We start from the raw sequence: 21,024 nt of genomic DNA, 5'->3' as shown, positions 1-21,024 counted from the left end.
ATACATCATTATACACTAAAATCCCAAAAATCAAGGTCCAAAATGAATAATTATACATTTTGGACCTTTTGTCATACATTTATTCAAGTCTGGCGGTAATTTCGGGAAACTTGCCCTTTAGAAAATGCTTGTATGTGGGGATATCCGCCGCCTCATACTGCTGCTTGATAGAGCTTTCTATCCATGCCAGCATTTTCTCCGGCAGCTGCTCATAGCGGCGTATAAATATCTGTCCCAGCTCCGCCGCGATAAGGAGGGCTTCGTATGCGTCCGGCACGTACTCGCAGCCGGTGACCGGTACCGGCTCTGAGGTTATCACAGCGTCCGGGATGCCCTTCAGCTCCTCCCGCCCGGGCACGGTCTCGGCGGCGTAGATATAGCCGGATACTCCCTTATAGGTCTCCTCAAGTGCGTTCGGCCAGTATTCGTCAATGCGCAGCTTTCCCTCAAAAAAGCCGTAGCTGCCCCACTTATACCAGGGCCCCTCATGGGGAAAGCCGGTCTCTCTGCAATACTTTTCCACAGCGTTGGAAAGGTACGGCAGCACGTTCTCCCTCTTTTTCGACAGATATACCAGCGGCTTTCCATGATTAGAAACTCTCGGCTCCAGCACCTCAATACAGTGCGTAGGGCTTGCATGGTAAAACATACTCACTCCTCCTCTCTTGGGTTGAGGTCATACTCCTTTACAAGGCCGTAGAGCCGCCCATCAACCCTGGCAGTAATTCTCAGTCCCTCCTCTACATATTCCTCGCTAAGCAGTGCGCCCTCGTCCCGGAGCCTTGCGGCAAGGCCGCTCTTTGCAAAGGGCAGCAGCAGCTCTACGTCAAAGGTTTTCTCGGGCAGGTTCTCCTCCACCGCTTCCAGCAGCCGGTCAATCCCCTCGCCGTTCAGCGCGCTGATGCGCACCGCCCCCGGCAGGCGCGGGGCCAGCTCCTCGTCCCCAACCGCGTCCCATTTATTGAGCACAGGTATCACCGGGCGCTCCCCTGAGCCAAGGCTCTGGAGCAGTTCCTCTGTCACCTGTAGGTGCTCCCGGGCTTCATCGCTTGACGCGTCGCAGATATTCAAAAGTATATCAGCCGTGGCCGCCTGCTCAAGGGTGGACTTGAAGGCCTCGACCAGATGATGCGGCAGTCTCCGTATAAGGCCGACAGTATCTATCAGCATGACCGTCTTCCCGCAGGGCAGCTTTAAGGCCCTGGCGGTCGGGTCAAGGGTGGCAAACAGCTTATCCTCGGCCAATACCCCCGCCTGGGTCAGACGGTTCATAAGCGTACTCTTGCCGGCGTTTGTATAGCCCACCAGAGCCACAGAGATCACCGAGTTCTTCCTCCTGCGCTTTCCTGTTACCGCCCGGGCGGCTTCGGCCTCCTCCAACTGCTCCTTCAGGCTCCCTATCCTTCGCCGGATATGCCGCCGGTCCGTCTCAAGCTTTGTCTCGCCGGGGCCCCTGGTGCCGATGCCGCCGCCCAGCCTTGAGAGGGCAGTGCCCCGGCCCGTGAGCCTTGGCAGCATATAGCGAAGCTGGGCAAGCTCCACCTGGAGCTTGCCCTCCCGGCTCTTTGCCCGCTGGGCGAAGATATCCAGTATAAGCATGGTGCGGTCAATTACCCTAACGCCGAAAAGCTCCTCTAAGTTCCGTATCTGGGTGGGGCTCAGTTCCCGGTCAAATATGCACAGGTCCAGTCCCTCCCGCTCTATCAGCTCCGCCGCCTCCTGTGCCATGCCCGAGCCAATACAGGTGGCCGCGTCCGGCGCAGGGCGCTTCTGCATAAGGGTAAAGGCCGGGTCCGCGCCGGCGCTCTCCACAAGCTCGCAGAGCTCTGCTAAAGAGGTTTCAGCATCGTATTCCCCAGTGTCCAGGGACACCAGCAGCGCCCGCTCCCGGCTCTCCTCATTTTCAAACATAGAACCCCTCCTCCGTTATATCTTACCTTCCGTTTATCTCCGTATACTGGAGCACGTTGCGGCAAAGGAACATTACCAGCAGCGCAACGGGCACGTTGGCGGCTATAATGCCCAGCAGCATACCGATAAACCCCGGCAGAAGCTCCAGGCTCAGCAGCAGCACGCCCAGCACGATCCCCGGCGCCGCCAGTATCATCAGCGAAATGATGTAGAAGAACAGTATCAGGCCCTTGGAGCGCACTGTGCCGAATACCCTCTCCACCAGCATATTGCCCGAGGTGAACAGCAGCGCGAAGGATATCCGTGCAATTATGCAGAGGACAGTTTCAATGGGGCCGATATTTAGGATAAGCCCGATGGGTACAAACAGGAATACCGCCTCTACGCAGTCGGCCAGCAGAGTCTCCGCCGTGGCCCAGAGCAGCTTCTTAAAGGGCGGCTCCGGGATAAGATAGATATAGGGCTTCGATATCTCCCAGCTGAACCGGCCCATGCTCTCAGAGAACATCTGCATATAAGTGCTCATGGTGAACACGGCCACAAAGGCGGCGGTGCTGTCACCCTCGTCAGAAAATATGAAGCTGTACATGACAGCGCAGCCTATGGTGATGCCCATAAAGATCAGGGTCATCTTGGAGAACATGAACACCCCGGAGCGCCGGTTCTCCAAAAGGTGCTTATAGAACATGGCGCTGGAGCCGCTGCCCTTATCAAGGCCGGTCTTGCCCACGCGCACCTTCTTGGGGGTCACCTCGGCGGGCTGGCCCTCCTTCTTGGCGGTAATGGCGGACTGAGCCACCTCGGCGGTTTGCAGCACGTCCTCATAGTAGTTGTTCTTATTCTTTATCACCAACAGCAGCGCTATGGCAAAGGCCGCCAGCATCAGCAGGGCGCATATGCCCGCTGTTATGTACTCACCGGTAAATACGCCGCCGATGAGCCCTGCCGCCCAGCCGGACACCGGGAAGAAAACGCCTATAGCGGAGAGGAATTCCGCCCCCGCATCAAGAGCGCCGTACAGGGCAAAGGAAAGCATCTCCTCCGAATTTGCGCCAACTGTTATCTTCGGCATGCAGCTATAAATCAGCCCTGCCACGAAAGCCACGGTTATGCCATAGACAAGATATCTCACCACGCGCCGGGCGCTGTCGTTGCCGCTGGTGCGGGTATATGCCGCCATGGCGCAGATCTGTCCAAGGAACAGGCAGAGAGCATATCCCAACACTATCAGCACCAGGTGCAAATATCCAACGCCGTATGCCGCGTGCATCCAACTGTATTGGAACAGCAGGAAGAAACCCAGTAGAAGCGACAGACCCAGCTGCCGGGTCAGGCCATAGAACAGGACCTTATTTGGCTTTAAGGGCGACGGGAACAGCATACTCACGTCGGACAGGGTGAACATGGGATAATTCCCCGCCCCGCCGTTCAGTCCGTTGATAAAGGTCATCAGGAACATCAGGCTGTAGAACAGTACCATTATGGCCGTCAGTTCAGAGAGCGGGCGGAGCTCCATCTCCGTGTCCCGCCCTCCTATGGCGGTAAGCAGGAGCATAGCGGCCAGGAACACCACATAGAACAGCTTTGCCGGATGCTTCACAGCCTCCTTTAGCTGGTTTTTCAGCTTAACTAGTGTCAGGTATACCAGCGGGCTTCTCATTTTGCTCCCCCCTCTGTTATCTGGAAGAACAGGTCCTCAAGACTCTCACCCTCGCTGCCGTCGTTGAGCATGGTGGCGGCAAACCGGCCGTTCATCATGATGTTCGCCACGTCCCAGTAGTCCTCGACGCTGTCTATCATGTGGGTGCTTATGAGCACAGATACGCCGTCCGACTTCAGTTCCCTAAAGATATTCTTCAACTCCTTGATGGCGTGGGGATCAAGGCCCACCAACGGCTCGTCGAAAACGGCGACCCTGGGCCTATGGCACAAAGCGCAGCAGATAGAGAGCTTCTGCTGCATACCTTTTGAAAGCTCTTTGCCCAGCTTATCCTTCTTATCCCAGAGCTCCAGGCGCTCCAGAAGCTGCTGTGAGTAGGCCTCGTCCTGCACCTTATATGCCCGGCGTATGAACTCCAGGTGCTCGGACACGGTAAGCAAGTCGTACACGGCGGGCATCTCCGGGATATAGCCCAGCTGGCGCTTGGCCTCGACCGTATTATTGAGCGCGCCGTTTATTTCTATGCGCCCGGTAAAGCGCAGAAGGCCGGTTATGCACTTGATGATGGTGGACTTTCCCGCGCCGTTTGGTCCCATAAGTATCCCTATCTGCCCGTCGCCAACGGCAAAGCTGATATTGTCGTTGGCAACGGTCTTGCCGTACCTTTTTGTGACTCCGCTAATTGACAGCATAAATAAACCCCTTTCTCTTATTCGCAAGCTTACAGCCATATATTTTAGCACAGTAAAAGGGCCCTAGGCAAGAGCCCTTACAAAATCGTAAGATATATGAAAGATTTTTGTTTGATATCATTTTGATATTATATTTCTGCCTTAGGCCTATTCAGATTCCTGCGGGCCCATGTGAGGAAGGAGATCGTCGTGACAAGGGCGGCGGTGATATCCGCAATGGGCTCGGCTATAAACACACCGAACAGCTTGTTCTCAAAAAACAGCGGCATTACAAAGATAAGGGGTATCAAAAGCACTATCTTTCTAAGCAGCGCCAGCAGCAGGGACACCTTGGCCTGGCCCAGGGCCAGAAAGGAGTTCTGAAAGGCCCCCTGGAACCCGAAGGCGAAGACTCCCGCCAAAAATATACGCATAGCCCAGACGGTCATTTCCGTCAGCTCAGCATCGCCGGTAAACATCCCCACAAACACCTGGGGCACCAGCATCAGCGCCAGCCAGAACAGAGTGCCATATATAACGGCCGTGGTGGTAAGAAGCCGCACAGATTTTTTCACCCGGTCAAAGTTCTGCGCGCCGTAGTTGAAGCTTGTGATGGGCTGGGCCCCCTGAAACAGGCCCTGCATAGGCAGGTTGACTATCTGCATAACGCTGCCAATAACAGTATAGGCCCCCACGGCGATGTCCCCGCCGTACTTTAGCAGGGAGGTGTTCAGCACCACGCTCAAAAGGCTCTCGGTACTCTGCATGATAAAGGGCGATACGCCCAGAGCCAGCACCGGCAGCAGGATCTTCGGCCTTATCCTCATACCGCGCTTTCTGATGCGCAGGGTAGTCTTTCTCCCCGTAAGGAATTTCAGCACCCACGCGGCCGAAACCCCCTGAGATATGATAGTTGCCAGGGCCGCTCCCCGCACACCCATGTTGAACACAAAGATAAACACCGGGTCAAAGGCTATGTTCAGCGCCGCGCCGATAACTACGGTGAGCATACTTATCTTGGCAAAGCCCTGGGTGGTGATAAACATATTCATGCCGAGAGCAATCTGGACAAACACCGTGCCTATCACGTATATCTGTAGGTAGTCGTTGGCATAGCCGATAGTGTTGTCGCTGGCCCCAAAGGCTCTGAGTATTGGCTCGCCGAAAATGAGAAACACCGCTGTAAGCGCCGCCGCCACTATAAGCAGGCTTGTGAAACAGTTGCCCAGTATACGCTCGGCCTTCTCGTTGTTCTGCTGGCCCATGGCTATGGCCGCCTGGGGCGCGCCGCCCATGGCCACAAGAGAGCTGAAAGCCATAATCAGCATGATTATCGGGAAACAGATGCCCACGCCTGTGAGCGCCGCAGAGCCTATCTCAGGGATATGTCCGATATATATGCGGTCCACGATATTATAGAGCAATTTACCAGCTGGGCGGTTATAGCCGGGACAGCCAGGGTAAACATAAGCTTTCCTATATTATCAGAGCCCAAGTCCTGTTCCTTTTTAACCTTTGTCGTGCCCTTCATAGCTATTCGTCCTCCTTCTCACCGTCTTCGTCTATGGGAGGCAGCTTAATAATAAGCAGACGGTAGAGCCGCCTGTCCTCGACCTCCAGCACTTTTATGCTGAGACCCGCCACCTCCACCTGGGGCTGTTCCCCCTCCTTTGGGATATACCCAAGCATCTCAGTGACAAGGCCGCCAATAGTATCGTAATTGCCCTCGGGGAGCTCGGTCTCCGTCAGGTCCGATATTTCATCGATAGAGGCGGTGCCGTCCACAGTGAACTCGGTCTCGCTGACCCGGTGTATCTCCTCCGTCTCGTTGTCGTACTCGTCCTGGATGTTGCCCACAATAGACTCCACCAGGTCCTCAAGGGTTATAAGCCCGGCTGTCCCGCCGTACTCGTCCACTACGATGGCTATCTGTACCTTGCGCTCGGTCATCTCGGTAAAGAGCTGGCTGCACTTTTTAGTCTCAGGAATAAAGTATGCGGGACGCATAAGCCGGGTAACGGAAACGGCCTTCGGCAGAGTCACCCCCACATATGGAAGAAGATCCTTTACGTAACAGATTCCCACAACAGAGTCGATATCCTCGTGATACACCGGCACCCTGGAGCAGCCGTGCTCCAGGGCCAGAGCCACCACCTGGGTCACGTCCGAGTCATCGGAAACGGCAGCGATATCCGTGCGGTGGGTCATTATTTCCCCGGCGGCGGTGTCGTTGAAGTCCAGGATATTGGCTATCATGTCCTTCTCCGTCTCCTCAATAACGCCCTTTTCCTCGCCCTCGCCCACCATCTGCATTATCTCCTCCTCGGTGACCGCGTCCTCAAGGCTGTGGGGGTCTATGCGCAGCAGGCGCAAAATGCCGTTTACTATGGCTTTGGTTGCGGCAAGGAAGGGCATGGCCGCGCCGGAAAGCCTTTTTATAAACTTATGGTGGCCGTATGCAAAGCTCTTGGCCCAGTGCCTTGCGGCCTTCTTCGGCAGCAGGTCGCACAGCAGGAAAAACAGAACGATGTACCCCAGCGCGGCAAGCAGACTGCCAAGGGCCAGGCGCAGCCCGGCCCCTATTGTATCCGGGAACAGCGAAGCTATAGGGCGCTGCAGGGCCGTGATACAGCAGGCGAGCCCCAGAAGCCCGCAGAGAAGCAGGCCCGATTGCAGAGGCGATACCACGGTCTCCTGGGCCTCAATGATCTTCAATAGGGCCTTTGCCCTCCTCCCGCCGGAATCCGCCTCTCGCTTCACCTGGGAAACTGACAGGGCGGAAACCGCCGAGGCCCCCGCTGCGTAGAGCGCAGAGAGGAGCATGAATATGACGGTCAGTATAATCGGTATGACGGCAGTACCGTCAGGGTCTTCTGGCATGGCTGTGGAAACTCCTTTCTTGAATAGGAAAATTCGGTAAATTATTTCTTATTTTACAGTAAAGGGGCCGCATTGTCAATCATAAAGTCGTTTTAGGCTTTGGAAGACACCTTATACCTATGAAAGAGAAGGTTTATCAAAGGGATTCACCCAAAAGATGAACCCCCTTGACAAATCGATATTATCCATTATTGGGCCGATAAGTCCGAAACTCCAGCCCACCAATATTCTGTGTACCCAACTGTCGTTTCTCTTTTACCGAACGGTTCAGCGTCAGAGTGTTTAGATTGGTGAAACCCAGCCGATGGTAAAGCCGGATAGCCCCTTCGTTAGCAGGAACTACCTCCAGATACATGGTTTCCAGCCCCTTCTCCCGCAGCATAGCCCAAGCCGCCTCAATGGCCGTACTCCCAATACCTTGTCTGCGGAAGTCTTCCCGGACAAACACCTCCTCCAGCCAGTCACAGGCATCGCCCCGACTTCCCATATGAAGGAAACCCACCTCCAAACCATTGGAAAAGATAGCGTACAGTGCGTGCCCCTCTGATGTCCATTCTTCTATTATTGCCCGCCGCCTGAGCTGGAGTAACAGTCTGGTAATGGGTGCTCCAGAAAGCTGCAATATCCTCCAGCATAGTTTCCTTGTGGGCGTTTTCATATAGTTTAAGCTCTACTTTATTCATGCAAGATTCCTCTCTCAACTAATCCGTTTGTACGGGTTCTAATCCCAAATTGCTGACTTTTAATAGTTTTCACAGTATACTGCAGGCATGGACTGATTGTCAAGCCGCATTTGTTAAGTGCTCCCTATCGGTGGCCTATTAATAGAGAAAGTAGCGTTCAGATTACCCTCAGACGCTCCTGCACTGATTCTTTTTGGGCACAAAAAAATCGCAAAATGGCGATTTTGTCCTTTACAGAAGCCAAATTTAATGGTAAAATATATTGGTAAGTGCGAAGGTCCGGCTCTGGCCGCCCGGCACACCGAGCATCCTAAAAGGAGGAAATCGTTAAAATGCCAAGAAAAATGAAGACCATGGATGGCAACAACGCCGCCGCGCATGTTTCATACGCGTTCACGGACGTTGCCGCCATCTACCCCATCACGCCCTCTTCCGTGATGGCCGACGAGACCGATAAGTACGCTGCCGCAGGCCGCAAGAACCTGTTTGGCCGCGAGGTGCGTGTCACCGAGATGCAGTCTGAGGCCGGCGCCGCCGGCGCTGTCCACGGCTCACTGGCCGCAGGTGCGCTGACCACCACCTACACCGCCTCCCAGGGTCTCTTGCTGATGATCCCCAATATGTACAAGATCGCCGGCGAGCTGCTGCCCAGCGTCATACATGTTTCCGCCCGCACAGTGGCCACCCACGCTCTGAACATCTTCGGCGACCATTCCGACGTGTACGCCTGCCGTCAGACCGGCTACGCCATGCTGTGCTCCAACTCCCCTCAGGAGGTCATGGACTTGGGCGCGGTAGCCCATTTGGCCGCTATCAAGGGCAAGGTGCCCTTCCTGCATTTCTTCGACGGCTTCCGCACCTCCCACGAGGTACAGAAGATCGAGACCTGGGACTATGAGGACCTGGGCGAGATGCTGGACTGGGACGCTGTGGACGAGTTCCGCCGTCATGCCCTGAACCCCGAGCATCCCGTGCTTCGCGGCCAGGCCCAAAACGGCGACATCTTCTTCCAGGCCCGAGAGGCCTGCAACAAGTACTATGACGCCGTACCCGAGGTGGCCGTCGAGTACATGAACAAGGTAAACGAGAAACTGGGCACCGACTATAAGCCCTTCAACTACTACGGCGCTCCCGATGCGGACAAGGTCATCATCGCCATGGGCTCCGCCTGCGAGACCATCGAGGAGGTCATCGACTACTTGGTGGCCGCCGGCGAGAAGGTGGGCCTTGTGAAGGTCCACTTGTACCGCCCCTTCGTGGCCAAGTACCTGCTGAACGTTATGCCGGAGACTGTCAAGACCATCTCTGTCCTGGACCGTACCAAGGAACCCGGCTCCATCGGCGAGCCCCTGTACCTGGACGTGCTGGCCGCCATCAACGGCACCAGCTTCGGCGCGTGCCCCGTCTACACCGGCCGCTATGGCCTGGGCAGCAAGGACACCAAGCCCAGCGACATCATCGCCGTCTACCGCAACATGGAGAGCGCAGAGCCCAAGAAGCGCTTCACCATCGGCATCGTGGACGACGTGACCCACCTGTCCCTGGACGTGAAGGAGGATCCCGACACCGCTCCCGCCGGCACCACCAGCTGCAAGTTCTGGGGCCTCGGCTCCGACGGCACTGTGGGCGCCAACAAGAACTCCATCAAGATCATCGGCGACCACACCGACATGTATGCCCAGGGCTACTTCGACTATGACTCCAAAAAATCCGGCGGTCTGACCATCAGCCACCTGCGCTTTGGCCACACCCCCATCAAGAGCACCTACTATATCTCCAAGGCCGATTTCGTGGCCTGCTCCAATCCGGCTTACCTTGACACCTATGATATGGTGCAGGATCTGAAGAAGGGCGGCAGCTTCCTTCTGAACTGCTCCTGGGACGCGGCGGAGCTTGACAAGCGCCTGCCCGGCAAGGTCAAGAAGTTCATCGCCGACAATGAGATCAACTTCTACACCATCGATGCCTTCGCCATCGGCAAGGAACTGGGTCTTGGCACCCGCACCAATACGGTGCTCCAGTCCGCCTTCTTCTCCATCGCCAAGATAATCCCCGAAGAGGACGCCATCAAGTATATGAAGGATGCCGCCACCAAGTCCTACGGCAAGAAGGGCGAGGCCGTGGTCAAGATGAACCACGACGCTATCGACCGGGGTGCCAACGGCTATGTGAAGGTGGACGTGCCCGCCGCCTGGAAGGACACCGTGGACGACTCTCAGAAGAAGGTCGCCACCGGCACCCGTCAGGATTTGGTGGATTATGTCAACAACGTGGTGTTCCCCGTGAACACCTTCCACGGCAAGGACCTGCCAGTTTCTACCTTTGAAAAGTATGCCGACGGCACCTCTCCCCAGGGCACCGCTGCCTACGAGAAGCGCGGCGTTGCAGTGGACGTTCCCGAGTGGATACCCGAGAACTGCATACAGTGCAACCAGTGCTCCTATGTGTGTCCCCATGCGGTCATCCGTCCCATTGCCATGACCGACGAGGAGCTGAAGAACGCTCCCGAGGGCACAAAGAGTAAGCCCATGACCGGCGTGCCCGGCATGAACTTCGCCATGGTCATCTCCACCCTGGACTGCACCGGCTGCGGCAGCTGTGTCACCACCTGCCCCGCCAAGCAGAAGGCCCTGCAGATGGCCTCCATCGACTCCCAGCGTCCCCAGCAGGCCGTGTTCAACTATGGCATTGACCTGCCCGCAAAGGAGGCTGTGGCTGAGAAGTTCAAGGAGACCTCCGTCAAGGGCAGCCAGTTCAAGCAGCCTCTGCTTGAGTTCTCCGGCGCCTGCGGCGGCTGCGGCGAGACTCCCTATGCGAAGCTTGCTACCCAGCTGTTCGGAGACAAGATGTTCATCGCCAACGCCACCGGCTGCTCCTCCATCTGGGGCGGCTCCGCTCCCGCCACTCCCTACACCGTCAACAAGAAGGGCCACGGTCCCGCCTGGGAGAACTCCCTGTTCGAGGACAACGCCGAGTTCGGCCTTGGCATGTGCCTGGCTCAGAACGCCGTGCGCGGCAGGCTGGCCGAGCTCACCGAGAAGCTCATCGCTGTTGACTATGTGGAGCAGGAAGTTAAAGATACCGGCAAGGCCTGGCTGGAGACCATGAACGACTCCAAGGCCAACGAGGCCGCTGCCGAAGCGTATATCGCCGCGCTGGAGTACAGCCGCGCGTCCATCGACTGGGTCATCGACTTTGCCAAGTCCGATAAGGCCGTGGAAGTCTTTGGCAGCCGTGAAGCCGCCGACAAGATGCTGGCCCATCACGAGGAGCGCAAGGCTGCCGGCGACAAGTATTGTGACTGCGAGGCCTGCCATCTGTGCAACGAGATACTGAAGGACAAGGATTACCTTGCCAAGAAGTCCGTCTGGATCCTGGGCGGCGACGGCTGGGCCTATGATATCGGCTTCGGCGGTCTGGACCATGCCCTTGCCTCCGGCGAGAACATCAACGTGCTGGTCTTCGACACCGAGGTGTACTCCAACACCGGCGGTCAGGCTTCTAAGTCCACTCCCTGCGGCTCCGTGGCACAGTTCGCCGCCACCGGCAAGGCCCAGAAGAAGAAGGATCTGGCAGCCATCGCCATGAGCTACGGTTATGTGTACGTGGCCCAGGTCGCTATGGGCGCCGACATGAACCAGTGCATCAAGGCCTTCGCCGAGGCCGAGAGCTATCAGGGCCCCTCCATTATCCTGGCTTACGCCCCTTGTATCAACCATGGTATCAAGGGTGGCATGGGCATCTCCCAGCTTGAGGAGAAGAAGGCTGTTGCGGCCGGCTACTGGCACAACTTCCGCTTCGACCCCCGCAGGGCTGACGCTGGCGAGAACCCCTTCCAGCTGGACAGCAAGGAGCCCACTGCCTCCTATCGCGACTTCATCATGGGCGAGGTGCGCTATAATAGTCTGACCCGGGCTTTCCCGGAGCGCGCTGAAAAGCTGTTCGCCAATGCCGAGAAGTTTGCCGAGGAGAAGTACGCCAAGCTGAAGAAGATGGCTGAGTAATTTTCCGAGAACAGTGAAATAGCATAAGAAATACCCGCCCGGGTAACTGGGCGGGTATTTTGATGTTCTGTGATTTATCCCTCTGCCAAGTGGTAGTTCACATTGCGTATAAACTCATTTGCAGCCTTTGCCGCGTCGGCCTGGCTATAGTCCTGCACTTCGATAGTGTTCCCCACGGTTCTGGTATACTGGTAAAATTCCTCGTCTATCGACGAAATAAACCGCGCATTGTCGATGGGCACCTCCAGGAAGGGCAGATCGCTGTCCTCCACGGTAACGCTCAGCAGCGCCTCTTTCCTCTGGCTGTTCCCGCCATCTGTCGCCTTGAAACCCTCCAGCGTACTGTTCCACCTACTCTCGGCGAAGCCCTTATACCTCACCGGCCAGCCAGGGAACGGACCTCCATGAATACTCTCCTTCGCCCACTCAAAGTTCATATTATATGTCTTTGCAGGGGTTTTCAACTGTCCCTCATGCTGCACCTCCGGCGTAAGGAAAAGCCGCAGGAACTCATAGGCAAGCTTTTTGTTCTCGCACCCCGCGCCTATGGCCCCCCAGTAGGTTATCTCCGCGTTCAGGGTCCCGTCTATAGCCCGGACAGGTATTATCTCCATCTCATGGCCCATAGACTTGCCGCAGCCTACGGCATCGATCACCTCGCTCATGGAGGAACAACTGCCCGGATAATCCTCCCCAACCGCAAACGCCACGCTGGTGTCCTTCGGGGATGAATACAAGTATGACTCAGCATGAAAGGTCCGGCCAGGGATTGTCTCGCCAGCACTCAGCTTTTTCTGCCACTCCTCATCGACTATCCTCGTACACTCGGCCAAGTCCAGCAGAAGGCTCTCCACCTGCTTGCTGTCTATCAGCGCCTCCTCTTTCTCATAGTCGCAGGCCTTCGGCAGCAACGAAAGGTCCAGACCATAACCAAAATACGAACTGGCAGCCCAACGTGAGTCCCCCTGCTCGCGCAGTTCCATAAAGGTATCCATCATGCTGTCCACCCCGGCGTTAAGCCGCTCCCGGTCTATGCCCGCGTCCTCCAGCAGGTCCTTGCGGGTTATGTATACCGGCATTTCATACCCAAGGGGCAGCACATACCTTGCCCCACCGATGGTCCCCGCGTCCATCACGGCTTTATTCAGCTCCTCAGTGTGCAGCTCCGTGTCGCCGTTATAAAGCCCGCTGATGTCCGCAAACCAGTTATTGCTCATGGCCTGGGCCACATCCTTAAAAAGGGGCTCCATTGGCTCATAGCTTATCTCTGCAAGACTGGAGGTGGGCATCAGATAGATATCCGGCACCTCCTTTCCAGCCATCATAGCTGTCCGGCGCTGCTTAATATTGGCCTCCCGCTCCTCCTGGTCCGTGGGGAGATATTCAATATCAATCTTCACGTCAGGGTACAGTTCCTGGAAGTAAAACATGACGTTTGCAATATTGTCCCGCACCGGCGAAAAGTTGTTGGAATTCACGTTACTCATGGGACTGTTCCAGCAGAACCGCTCGCTTAACACTTTCAGTGTGCCTTTCAGCTCGCTTTCCTCCGCCCTGGGCTCCGGCGGGGTCTCGCTTACCTCGGGCTCCTTTGGCTTTGCGCACGAAAACAAGCTTACCAGCACCAGCGTGACCAATAGAAGCGCAGTAAGTTTTTTCATTAGCTTCACGTCCTTTCAATTATAGTTTTCCGATCGGTACTATTATATCATAACGCGCTAAAGTTGTAAAGCAAAAACCCGCCCAACTGAAGGGACGGGTTTTCTATAAAGTTACGTCAACTTACAGATTCCTGGCGTTATACAGGAACGTGACGATCTGCCCGCGCGTGCAGGTCTTTTCATGGCTGAATTTGCCGTTGCCGGTTCCAGCAATTATGCCGCTTTCGACGGCCCAGTTCACCGGCTCGGCGTAATATGCCCCAGGCTTTACATCGGTAAATGAGGTGAAGGAGGTTGGAGGGGTGGGAGGATTGGGCTCCGAGGGGGCTATGCAAACATAGGTGGCCTTATCTCCTGACGATGTTTTGGGCATTTGAAAAAAATCATATTTTGTTTCTGATTTGCATAGCTCTAATGGGAAATCATCGTCCTCTTTGGTTCCGCCTGTTAAAACTAAGCCATCTTCTATAGAAAGTTCTGCGCGAGTATAATCCGATAGAAGCCTTATGGACTAGATAAGAATATGGGTATGAAATATACATACCAGCCAGACTGTTTATGCTCCCTTTTTCAAGGACTACCTTTTGCAATATCCCATACACGCATCTTCCATGATAGCCCTTCAAGGTTAGTGTTTCTGTTCTCCGGTCATAGGTCCACGTCTTTCCATCGCCATTATCTCCATTGTATACTGTAAGCTCATGAACGGTTCCATCCATATCAACAAGGTATGCCCCTCTCCCACCAGCAGAAACAAAAATAGGGCAAAACCCGACAATCAAACAAAAAGTGCGCAGCCCGAAAGCCACGCACGAAAAATGCTTGACTCCGATTGCTGCGACACAACTTTCGACTAACCATAGGGAAGCGAAAGAGAGTCTGCATTTTTACCGAAAGGTAATACAGATATTCTTCCCTTGGTTAGTCTAAAGTATTAAGTTGTGTCGCAAAATTATCATACCACACCCCTCTGAAAAAGTTAAGATAAAAATTGGAAAAAGCTCCCAAACCCCTTTATTTTGCGCACGATTTGTAATATAATAATAAAAAATCATCTGCCGAAAGGATGCTTGGAATGGATAATATACTGGACAGCGTGAAAAGGCTGCACTTTGTGGGCATTGGTGGCTCCGGCATGTGCCCTATGGCCGAGCTGCTTATGAATAAGGGCTATGAGATAAGCGGGTCGGATATGAACGAGTCGGACACCCTTGACCGTGTGAAGGGCTGGGGTATTCCAGTGTTTATGGGGCATAGCGCCGGGAATATTGGGGATGCGGAAGCAGTGGTGTATACTGCAGCCTGTCGGGCCGACAACCAGGAGCTTGTTGCCGCCAGGGAGAGGGGCGTGCCCACCTTAGAGCGCTCTGTAATGCTAGGGATGTTAACGGCCAAGTACCCTCGTCTTTTAGCGGTATCCGGCACCCACGGTAAGACCACCACCACCTCCATGCTCACCCAGATATTCATCGAAGCCGGTGCGGACCCCAGCGCCATTATCGGCGGCAAGCTGCCTCTTATCAACAGCAACTGTCGTGTGGGCGGCAGCGATACCATCATCTGTGAGGCCTGTGAATATGTGGACACCTTTTTGCAGCTGCACCCGGCGGTGTCGCTGCTGCTGAATATTGAGCCGGACCACCTGGACTATTTCAAGACCCTTGAGAATATTGTCAAGTCCTTCCGGCAGTTTGCTATGCAGACCGACAGGCTGCTGGTGGTGAACGCCGGGAACGAAAGCGTTATGAAGGCCGTGGCCGGGCTTAATAAAGAGATAGTCACCTTTGGCCTGGGGGAGGGCTGCGACTACTACCCGGCCGAGCTCAACGAGGAGCCCAGTGCCTGCGAGGATTTCACCCTCATGCATAGGGGTAGGGCCTTGGGCCGGGTAAATCTGGCTGTCCCGGGCAGGCACAATATGCTCAACGCCCTGGCCGCCGCAGCAGCAGCCCACTCCCTGGGCATTGAAGCTGAGAAAATATGCTCCGCGCTGGAGCATTTCGGGGGCGTGCACAGGCGCTTTGAGATACTCGGGCAGTTTGAGGGGGTCACCGTAGCGGACGACTTCGCCCACCACCCCACCGAGCTCACCGCCGTGCTGTCCTCGGCCATGCGTATGGGCTATAGGCAGGTCTGGGCTGTGTTCCAGCCCCACACCTATTCCCGCACCTACACATTCCTGAACGACTTCGCCAAGGCCCTGTCCCTTCCCGACCACCTGGTCATGACGGAGATACTGGCCGTGCGGGAGGAAAATATCTACGGTATACAGACCAGCGACCTGGCCGCAAAGGTGCCCGGGAGCGTATGGTTCCAAAGCTTTGAGGAGATCGCCGGGTATGTGATGAAGGAAGCCCAAGCTGGTGACCTGATACTCACGCTGGGCGGCGGGGACATATACAAATGCGCAAACCTGATAGTTGAACGGTATCAGGCAAAAAAATGAGATATGCAAAAACCTCCGGGGCTACCCGGAGGTTTCGTTTTATATTAGATGTCAGAACTCCGCAACACCAGTAGTACGCGGGAAGGGCAGCACATCCCGGATATTGCTTATGCCGGTAAGGTACATCACCAGCCTGTCGAAGCCGATGCCGAACCCTGAGTGAACCGTGGTACCAAAGCGGCGCAGGTCCAGATACCAATACATATCCTCCTCGCTCATGTCCAACTCCCGCATCCGGGCCCGCAGCACATCATAGCGCTCTTCGCGCTGGCTGGCGCCTACCAACTCGCCGATGCCCGGCACCAGCAGGTCCGTGGCGGCGACAGTCCTGCCGTCGTCGTTCTGACGCATATAGAAGGACTTTATCTCCTTGGGGTAGTCTGTAACGAATACCGGCCGGCCGAAGTGCTTTTCGGCCAGGAAACGCTCGTGCTCTGTCTGGATGTCCTCACCCCATACAGCCTTGTATTCAAACTCTCCGTTATGCTCTTCAAGTATCTTTATAGCATCAGTGTATGTCACCCGGGCGAAGTCAGACCCGGCCACGTGGCGCAGACGCTCAAGAAGGCCTTTATCCACAAACTGGTTGCAGAACTCCATGTCCTGGGGACAGGTATCCAGCACATAGTTTATCACGTACTTCACCGCCGCCTCAATCACGTCCATATCGTCAGAGAGGTCCGCAAAGGCCATCTCCGGCTCAATATGCCAGAATTCCGAGGCATGCCGGGGGGTATTAGAGCGCTCGGCCCGAAATGTTGGCCCGAAGGTGTACACCTTCGAGAAAGCCTGAGCCGTACACTCCACCTGTAGCTGGCCGGAGCCGGAGAGAAATACCTTCTTCTGGAAAAAGTCCTGGCGGTAGTCCACGCTGCCGTCCTCATTCCTTGGAAGGTCCTCTTGGTCGAGAGTGGTGACCTGGAACATCTCCGCACCCTCACAGTCGGTGGTGGTTATCACCGGGGTGTGGATATACACAAAGCCGTTCTCTTGGAAGAATTTATGCATACCGAAAGCCGCCGCCGAGCGGACCCTGAAGGCCGCGCTGAACAGATTGGTTCGGGGCCGAAGGTGCGGTATGGTGCGCAGGTACTCAACGGTATGCCGCTTCTTCTGTAAGGGATACTCCGGCGTTGACGCGCCCTCGACTTTTATCTCATGTGCGTGAATCTCAAAGGGTTGCTTGGCCTCCGGGGTGACGATCAGCTCTCCAGTGACGATAAGAGCCGCACCCACGTTCTGGGCGGCTATTTCCTTAAAATTGTCGATCTTGCCGTCCTCGAACACCACCTGCACGCCCTTGAAGCAGGTGCCGTCGTTCATGTCGATAAAGCCCAGGGTCTTCGAGTCACGAATAGACCGCGCCCAGCCGCACACGGTAACGGTCTTACCGGCGTACGCGTCCAGGTCCTTATAAAATGCCGATATGTCCTGATGTTTCATTGTGTTTGCTCCTTATATAATAAAATTATCAATTCAAGCTATATGTCCAGTCTTCATAACGCCAATCTGAACCCATATTAGCTGTATCTTTAGGCGAGTAGGACAACTCACTAATATTGTCGTCAAGAAAGACCCGCAGGGTTTCCTCCCAGACTTCTCTAATAACTGCGTCAGCGAAGGATTCACCCGGCTCAATGTGTCCGCCAGGAAATGTAATGCCCGACCACTTGGGGTCTATGCGGTCTTGTACCAGAACTTTACTGCCATCACATATCATGCACATGTTTGTCAGCTCCGCCTGTGTAGTCATAGCACACCTCCAAAGTTTACTCCAGCACTATTCGCCAGTCGTTATCGGGGTCCTCCCGGAAATAGGAGAGCTCGCTGATACCGTCGTTGAAGAACACCTCAAAGGTCTCCTCCATGCCGCTGGAGAGATTCATACCGGGCAAACCGGCACGATTTACCCAAAATACCTCCCCCTCCTCCGAAGATTTTAGCTCCCCGGAAAATGTACTGCACTTATATAGAAATACGATATAGCGTGAGCCATCGTCCTCTATCCAGTCTTTTATGCCGCAGAGTACCGGGTGGTCAAGTGTAAGCCCGGTTTCCTCCCGGACTTCACGTATCACCGACTGGGTTATGCTCTCTCCCGGCTCTACGTGACCGCCCGGGAAAGTGACTCCCGGCCAACCCTTTTCAGGGGTGCGGCACTGGACAAGCACCTCATTGCCCCGGTATATCATGCACATATTCGTAAGCTCAGCTTTTATCTCTCTGGCCATTTATACCCCATCCCTTATGTTTACAAAAGCCTTAATTCCTGTACCTCTCCGTTATCGCCGCGCCTTAAGAAAAACTCACTGTAGCTATCCTCAAAAAACACCGGCAGCAGCTCATACATGGTGTCGGCCAGCTTCATGCTTTCCAGGTCCGCCCTCTCTACCCAGCGGTTCTCGCCCTCGTCGCAGGAGCGGAGCTCCCCGGAGAACTCGTCGCACTTATAGAGGAACACAATGTACCGCGACCCGTCCCGGTCCAGCCGCTCCTTCACCCCGCACAGCTTCGGGCTGACTATCTTAAGCCCGGTCTCCTCATAGACCTCCCTGGCCGCCGCCTCGGTGAAGGTCTCCTCCGGCTCCACATGACCCCCGGGAAAGGCTACGCCCGGCCAGCCGGGGTCTACTCGGTCCTGCACCAGCACCCTGTCCCCTTCGTACACCATGCACATGGTCACAAGCTCAGCCTGCACTTTTCTGGACATAGCTCTGACCTCCCAAAAGATTAAGAGCGCCGGAAAAGCTCCGACGCTCTCTTAGTTGGCGGAGAGGATGCGACTCGAACGCACAATGCCTTGCGGCACACCACATTTCCAATGTGGCTCCTTACCAATTAGAATACCTCTCCGTATCCCCGGCTCGATTATTATAGCTTATCCTGAGAAAAAAATCAAGAGTTTTTTGCAAAAAATTTCAGGTCAATGAAAATGTAGTTCAAAGCTGCCCTCACACAGCCGGGTAAACCCAAGCCGCTCCAGCAGCCTAACTGACGGAAGGTTTTCCTCAGCCGTGCCGGTAACCAGCTTTTCAAGCCCCAGTTCCTCTCGGGCATATCTAATTATGCGTCTCGCCGCCTCTGAAGCGTACCCCTTCCCGTGCCAATGGGTGTGCAGGCAGTAGCCGAGATTTCGGGAAGCTTCGTCCACGTAATTCAGACTGACAAATCCGATGATTTTATGCTCCGATTTTTCCTCAAGGGCCCAGAACTCGTCCGAGATTGCGAAAAAATTTAAAACCTCCATTAGGGCCGCATCCTCCGTTGGAAAGGTATGGTCGTATTTTGCGTATGGAGAGGCCATCTTATCCCTTATGAGCTCGCAAAAGCCGGGGAAATCCTCCTTGGTGTACCTGCGTATGTAAAGCCTTTCGGTCTCCATATTCATGCCTCCAATATGAGATTATTGCCGCGATTATACCATACAGCCGGTTTGACCGTCAAGCGCCGCAGGCCTGACCTTTGAAAAAATATAAAAAGTTCCGAAAATGGGTTTGAATATTTCTGCGCAATTTGGTATAATCAGGACATAGAGTTTCTTTTAGGAGGGATATTCTTGAACAAAAAAGGCGCTGCCAACGCTGCGGCGGTCATTGAGATAGGCACCAACAATATCAGTATGCGTGTGGCTCAGCTTTCAAAAGGAGAGGTCCGCACCCTAGATTACCTAAAATACCCCGTCAGCTTGGACCACGACGTGTTCGAAACCGGGGCTATCAGTTTTAATGGCCTGAGGCAGCTCTCGGGCGCGCTGGACAAGTTTTCAGAGGCGCTGCTGTCCTATGGGGTGGAGAAACCACGGGTGGTGTCCAGCACTGCTCTGTTGGAGGCACGCAACCGCTCCCTGGTAGTGGACCAGCTGAAGGTGCGTAACAACCTGGACGTATCGGTGCTGGACGGCAGCCAAGAGAAGGCGTATATCTTTTCGGAGCTGAAAAAAAGCCTTGCCGGTGAGCCGTCTGTCAAAACCGGCTGTACTTTGGCAGCCTATATCGGCGCGGGAAGCGTAGGTCTGGCGGTGCTGGACGACGGTAAGATCGTCTACTTCCAGAACATACCCATAGGGGCGCTGAAGCTCCACGATGTTATGGGCGACCTGCGGCGGGGGGCCGAGGATTTCCACTATATCCTGGAGGAATATATGGATACGGTCCTGGGCCGCATGAACCTGTCCGGCTTCCCCATACGCAGCCTGGTGCTCACCGGCACCCAGATAAACCTTATAGCAAAGCTCTGCGGCGGCAGGCAAATAGGCCCTGTGTTCCACATAGAAGTGCAGAAGCTGCAGGGGCTGTATGACTCAGTACGGGCCATGACCGCCGAGGGTATAGCTCTGCGCTATGGCATAACGGAGGGCCGTGCCGCGCTGTTGTATACCGCGCTGTTCATCTATAGGGGTATGATACGCTTCTCCCCGGACGTTCAAGAGATACTCTCCCCCCCGGTGGATCTTACCCAGGCTGTCCTCCGCTATATGCTGAGCCCCAAGGCCGACAGCGAATGGGCAGACTTCCTTCGGGAGAACGCCTTGGCCTGCGCCGGGACAATGGCCGGAGCCTTCCACTGTGATAAGAACCATAGCCGGCTTATCGGCGAGTATGCAGGAAAGCTGTTTGACAAGCTGAAAAAAGTCCACGGACTTGAGCCCTCCAAGCGGCTTATACTGGAGCTTGCCGCAACGCTGCACAGCTGCGGAAGCTTCGTCAGCGCCCGGCAGCACAGCCGGTGCACCTTTGACATTATCCGCGGCATGGATATCTTCGGGCTGTCCTCTAAAGAGGTGCTAGAGGTGGCCCTTGTGGCGGGCAGCATCTCCAACAACCTGAATGACCCTGAATTCGCCGCCCTTCCTGTCCGGGAACAGATAGTGGTCTCCAAGCTCTCCGCCATCTTCCAGCTGGCCAACGCCATGGATAAGTCCCATCTGGAAAAGCTGAAGAATGTGAAGATGAGCCTGGAGGAGGACCGGGTGCTCATCAAGGCCCAGTCCTCCGCCAACACGCTCTTAGAGCGGTGGGATTTCGAGTATGCCGCCAGGTTCTTTAAGGAAGTTTTTGGCCTATCGCCTGAGCTTTCAGTTAAATTCAATATGATATGAGGTGTTTCGT

General features: G+C 55.1%; 16 protein-coding genes, 1 tRNA gene and 1 pseudogene. 3 read left to right on the top strand and 15 right to left on the bottom strand.

Annotated features, from left to right (window positions below; genetic code table 11):
• Positions 1 to 79 precede the first annotated feature (79 nt).
• The 7 genes and pseudogenes from ADH66_RS08515 to ADH66_RS08485 all read right to left on the bottom strand — a co-directional run bounded on the left by ADH66_RS08515 (position 80) and on the right by ADH66_RS08485 (position 7,780).
• Positions 80 to 649, bottom strand: coding sequence for a hypothetical protein (locus tag ADH66_RS08515; RefSeq protein ID WP_066533519.1), 570 nt, complete (start codon positions 647 to 649; stop codon positions 80 to 82).
• Positions 650 to 651: 2 nt separating this feature from the next.
• A complete protein-coding gene (gene hflX / locus ADH66_RS08510) occupies positions 652 to 1,911 on the bottom strand; it encodes a GTPase HflX (RefSeq protein ID WP_066533520.1) in 1,260 nt (419 codons plus the stop codon).
• Positions 1,912 to 1,933: 22 nt separating this feature from the next.
• On the bottom strand, positions 1,934 to 3,571 hold the full coding sequence (locus ADH66_RS08505; protein ID WP_066533522.1) for a putative ABC exporter domain-containing protein: 1,638 nt from the start codon (positions 3,569 to 3,571) through the stop codon (positions 1,934 to 1,936).
• Entirely contained in the window at positions 3,568 to 4,263 is a 696-nt protein-coding gene (locus tag ADH66_RS08500; protein ID WP_066533524.1) for an ABC transporter ATP-binding protein, read from the bottom strand. The genes ADH66_RS08505 and ADH66_RS08500 overlap by 4 nt, the downstream gene beginning before the upstream one ends.
• 128 nt (positions 4,264 to 4,391) lie before the next feature.
• Positions 4,392 to 5,773 (bottom strand): annotated as a pseudogene (locus ADH66_RS08495) (MATE family efflux transporter).
• 2 nt (positions 5,774 to 5,775) lie between these two features.
• Entirely contained in the window at positions 5,776 to 7,122 is a 1,347-nt protein-coding gene (locus ADH66_RS08490) for a hemolysin family protein (protein WP_066533526.1), read from the bottom strand.
• A 181-nt stretch (positions 7,123 to 7,303) separates the two neighbouring features.
• Positions 7,304 to 7,780 carry a GNAT family N-acetyltransferase gene (locus tag ADH66_RS08485; RefSeq protein WP_066533527.1) on the bottom strand — a complete coding sequence of 159 codons (477 nt, stop codon included), beginning with the start codon at positions 7,778 to 7,780 and terminating at the stop codon, positions 7,304 to 7,306.
• 357 nt (positions 7,781 to 8,137) lie between these two features.
• Between ADH66_RS08485 and nifJ the strand changes: the two genes are divergently transcribed.
• Positions 8,138 to 11,809 carry a pyruvate:ferredoxin (flavodoxin) oxidoreductase gene (nifJ, locus tag ADH66_RS08480; protein WP_066533529.1) on the top strand — a complete coding sequence of 1,224 codons (3,672 nt, stop codon included), beginning with the start codon at positions 8,138 to 8,140 and terminating at the stop codon, positions 11,807 to 11,809.
• Positions 11,810 to 11,883: 74 nt separating this feature from the next.
• Here nifJ and ADH66_RS08475 read toward each other — a convergent pair whose 3' ends face one another.
• The gene (locus tag ADH66_RS08475; protein ID WP_066533534.1) at positions 11,884 to 13,470 is read right to left on the bottom strand and encodes an ABC transporter substrate-binding protein; all 1,587 of its coding nucleotides are present in this window, start codon (positions 13,468 to 13,470) and stop codon (positions 11,884 to 11,886) included.
• A gap of 121 nt (positions 13,471 to 13,591) precedes the next feature.
• Complete coding sequence (locus tag ADH66_RS08470; RefSeq protein WP_066533536.1) at positions 13,592 to 13,843, bottom strand: S-layer homology domain-containing protein; 252 nt, start codon at positions 13,841 to 13,843, stop codon at positions 13,592 to 13,594.
• A gap of 702 nt (positions 13,844 to 14,545) precedes the next feature.
• Between ADH66_RS08470 and murC the strand changes: the two genes are divergently transcribed.
• Positions 14,546 to 15,916 (top strand): UDP-N-acetylmuramate--L-alanine ligase, encoded by a 1,371-nt coding sequence (gene murC / locus ADH66_RS08465; RefSeq protein WP_066533538.1) that lies wholly within the window; start codon positions 14,546 to 14,548, stop codon positions 15,914 to 15,916.
• A gap of 51 nt (positions 15,917 to 15,967) precedes the next feature.
• Here murC and asnS read toward each other — a convergent pair whose 3' ends face one another.
• The 6 genes from asnS to ADH66_RS08435 form a co-directional block, all read right to left on the bottom strand.
• On the bottom strand, positions 15,968 to 17,359 hold the full coding sequence (asnS, locus tag ADH66_RS08460; RefSeq protein ID WP_066533539.1) for an asparagine--tRNA ligase: 1,392 nt from the start codon (positions 17,357 to 17,359) through the stop codon (positions 15,968 to 15,970).
• A gap of 28 nt (positions 17,360 to 17,387) precedes the next feature.
• Positions 17,388 to 17,669: an NUDIX domain-containing protein gene (locus ADH66_RS08455; RefSeq protein ID WP_201448073.1), complete on the bottom strand. Its 282-nt coding sequence runs from the start codon at positions 17,667 to 17,669 to the stop codon at positions 17,388 to 17,390.
• Positions 17,670 to 17,685: 16 nt separating this feature from the next.
• Complete coding sequence (locus tag ADH66_RS08450; protein WP_066533542.1) at positions 17,686 to 18,147, bottom strand: 8-oxo-dGTP diphosphatase; 462 nt, start codon at positions 18,145 to 18,147, stop codon at positions 17,686 to 17,688.
• 20 nt (positions 18,148 to 18,167) lie between these two features.
• Positions 18,168 to 18,626 carry an 8-oxo-dGTP diphosphatase gene (locus ADH66_RS08445; protein ID WP_066533544.1) on the bottom strand — a complete coding sequence of 153 codons (459 nt, stop codon included), beginning with the start codon at positions 18,624 to 18,626 and terminating at the stop codon, positions 18,168 to 18,170.
• A 56-nt stretch (positions 18,627 to 18,682) separates the two neighbouring features.
• Positions 18,683 to 18,769 (bottom strand) — tRNA-Ser (locus ADH66_RS08440).
• Between the two features lie 70 nt (positions 18,770 to 18,839).
• Positions 18,840 to 19,298: a GNAT family N-acetyltransferase gene (locus ADH66_RS08435; protein WP_066533546.1), complete on the bottom strand. Its 459-nt coding sequence runs from the start codon at positions 19,296 to 19,298 to the stop codon at positions 18,840 to 18,842.
• Positions 19,299 to 19,472: 174 nt separating this feature from the next.
• On the opposite strand from ADH66_RS08435, the gene ADH66_RS08430 reads away from it, so the two are divergent.
• Positions 19,473 to 21,014: a Ppx/GppA phosphatase family protein gene (locus tag ADH66_RS08430; RefSeq protein WP_066533548.1), complete on the top strand. Its 1,542-nt coding sequence runs from the start codon at positions 19,473 to 19,475 to the stop codon at positions 21,012 to 21,014.
• The last annotated feature ends 10 nt before the right edge of the window (positions 21,015 to 21,024 follow it).

It is taken from the genome of Acutalibacter muris (assembly GCF_002201475.1).
GTDB classification, from domain to species: Bacteria; Bacillota; Clostridia; order Oscillospirales; family Acutalibacteraceae; genus Acutalibacter; species Acutalibacter muris.
Note: the sequence above shows the minus strand (reverse complement) of the source record. Positions and strands in the feature narration are given on the sequence as shown.

Excerpts from the sequence above, each read along its gene's own strand:
- ADH66_RS08515 (WP_066533519.1), bottom strand. The coding sequence starts at position 649 with ATGTTTTACCATGCAAGCCCTACGCACTGTATTGAGGTGCTGGAGCCG.
- hflX (WP_066533520.1), bottom strand. The coding sequence starts at position 1,911 with ATGTTTGAAAATGAGGAGAGCCGGGAGCGGGCGCTGCTGGTGTCCCTG.
- ADH66_RS08505 (WP_066533522.1), bottom strand. The coding sequence starts at position 3,571 with ATGAGAAGCCCGCTGGTATACCTGACACTAGTTAAGCTGAAAAACCAG.
- ADH66_RS08500 (WP_066533524.1), bottom strand. The coding sequence starts at position 4,263 with ATGCTGTCAATTAGCGGAGTCACAAAAAGGTACGGCAAGACCGTTGCC.
- ADH66_RS08490 (WP_066533526.1), bottom strand. The coding sequence starts at position 7,122 with ATGCCAGAAGACCCTGACGGTACTGCCGTCATACCGATTATACTGACC.
- ADH66_RS08485 (WP_066533527.1), bottom strand. The coding sequence starts at position 7,780 with ATGAAAACGCCCACAAGGAAACTATGCTGGAGGATATTGCAGCTTTCT.
- nifJ (WP_066533529.1), top strand. The coding sequence starts at position 8,138 with ATGCCAAGAAAAATGAAGACCATGGATGGCAACAACGCCGCCGCGCAT.
- ADH66_RS08475 (WP_066533534.1), bottom strand. The coding sequence starts at position 13,470 with ATGAAAAAACTTACTGCGCTTCTATTGGTCACGCTGGTGCTGGTAAGC.
- ADH66_RS08470 (WP_066533536.1), bottom strand. The coding sequence starts at position 13,843 with ATGCCCAAAACATCGTCAGGAGATAAGGCCACCTATGTTTGCATAGCC.
- murC (WP_066533538.1), top strand. The coding sequence starts at position 14,546 with ATGGATAATATACTGGACAGCGTGAAAAGGCTGCACTTTGTGGGCATT.
- asnS (WP_066533539.1), bottom strand. The coding sequence starts at position 17,359 with ATGAAACATCAGGACATATCGGCATTTTATAAGGACCTGGACGCGTAC.
- ADH66_RS08455 (WP_201448073.1), bottom strand. The coding sequence starts at position 17,669 with ATGACTACACAGGCGGAGCTGACAAACATGTGCATGATATGTGATGGC.
- ADH66_RS08450 (WP_066533542.1), bottom strand. The coding sequence starts at position 18,147 with ATGGCCAGAGAGATAAAAGCTGAGCTTACGAATATGTGCATGATATAC.
- ADH66_RS08445 (WP_066533544.1), bottom strand. The coding sequence starts at position 18,626 with ATGTCCAGAAAAGTGCAGGCTGAGCTTGTGACCATGTGCATGGTGTAC.
- ADH66_RS08435 (WP_066533546.1), bottom strand. The coding sequence starts at position 19,298 with ATGGAGACCGAAAGGCTTTACATACGCAGGTACACCAAGGAGGATTTC.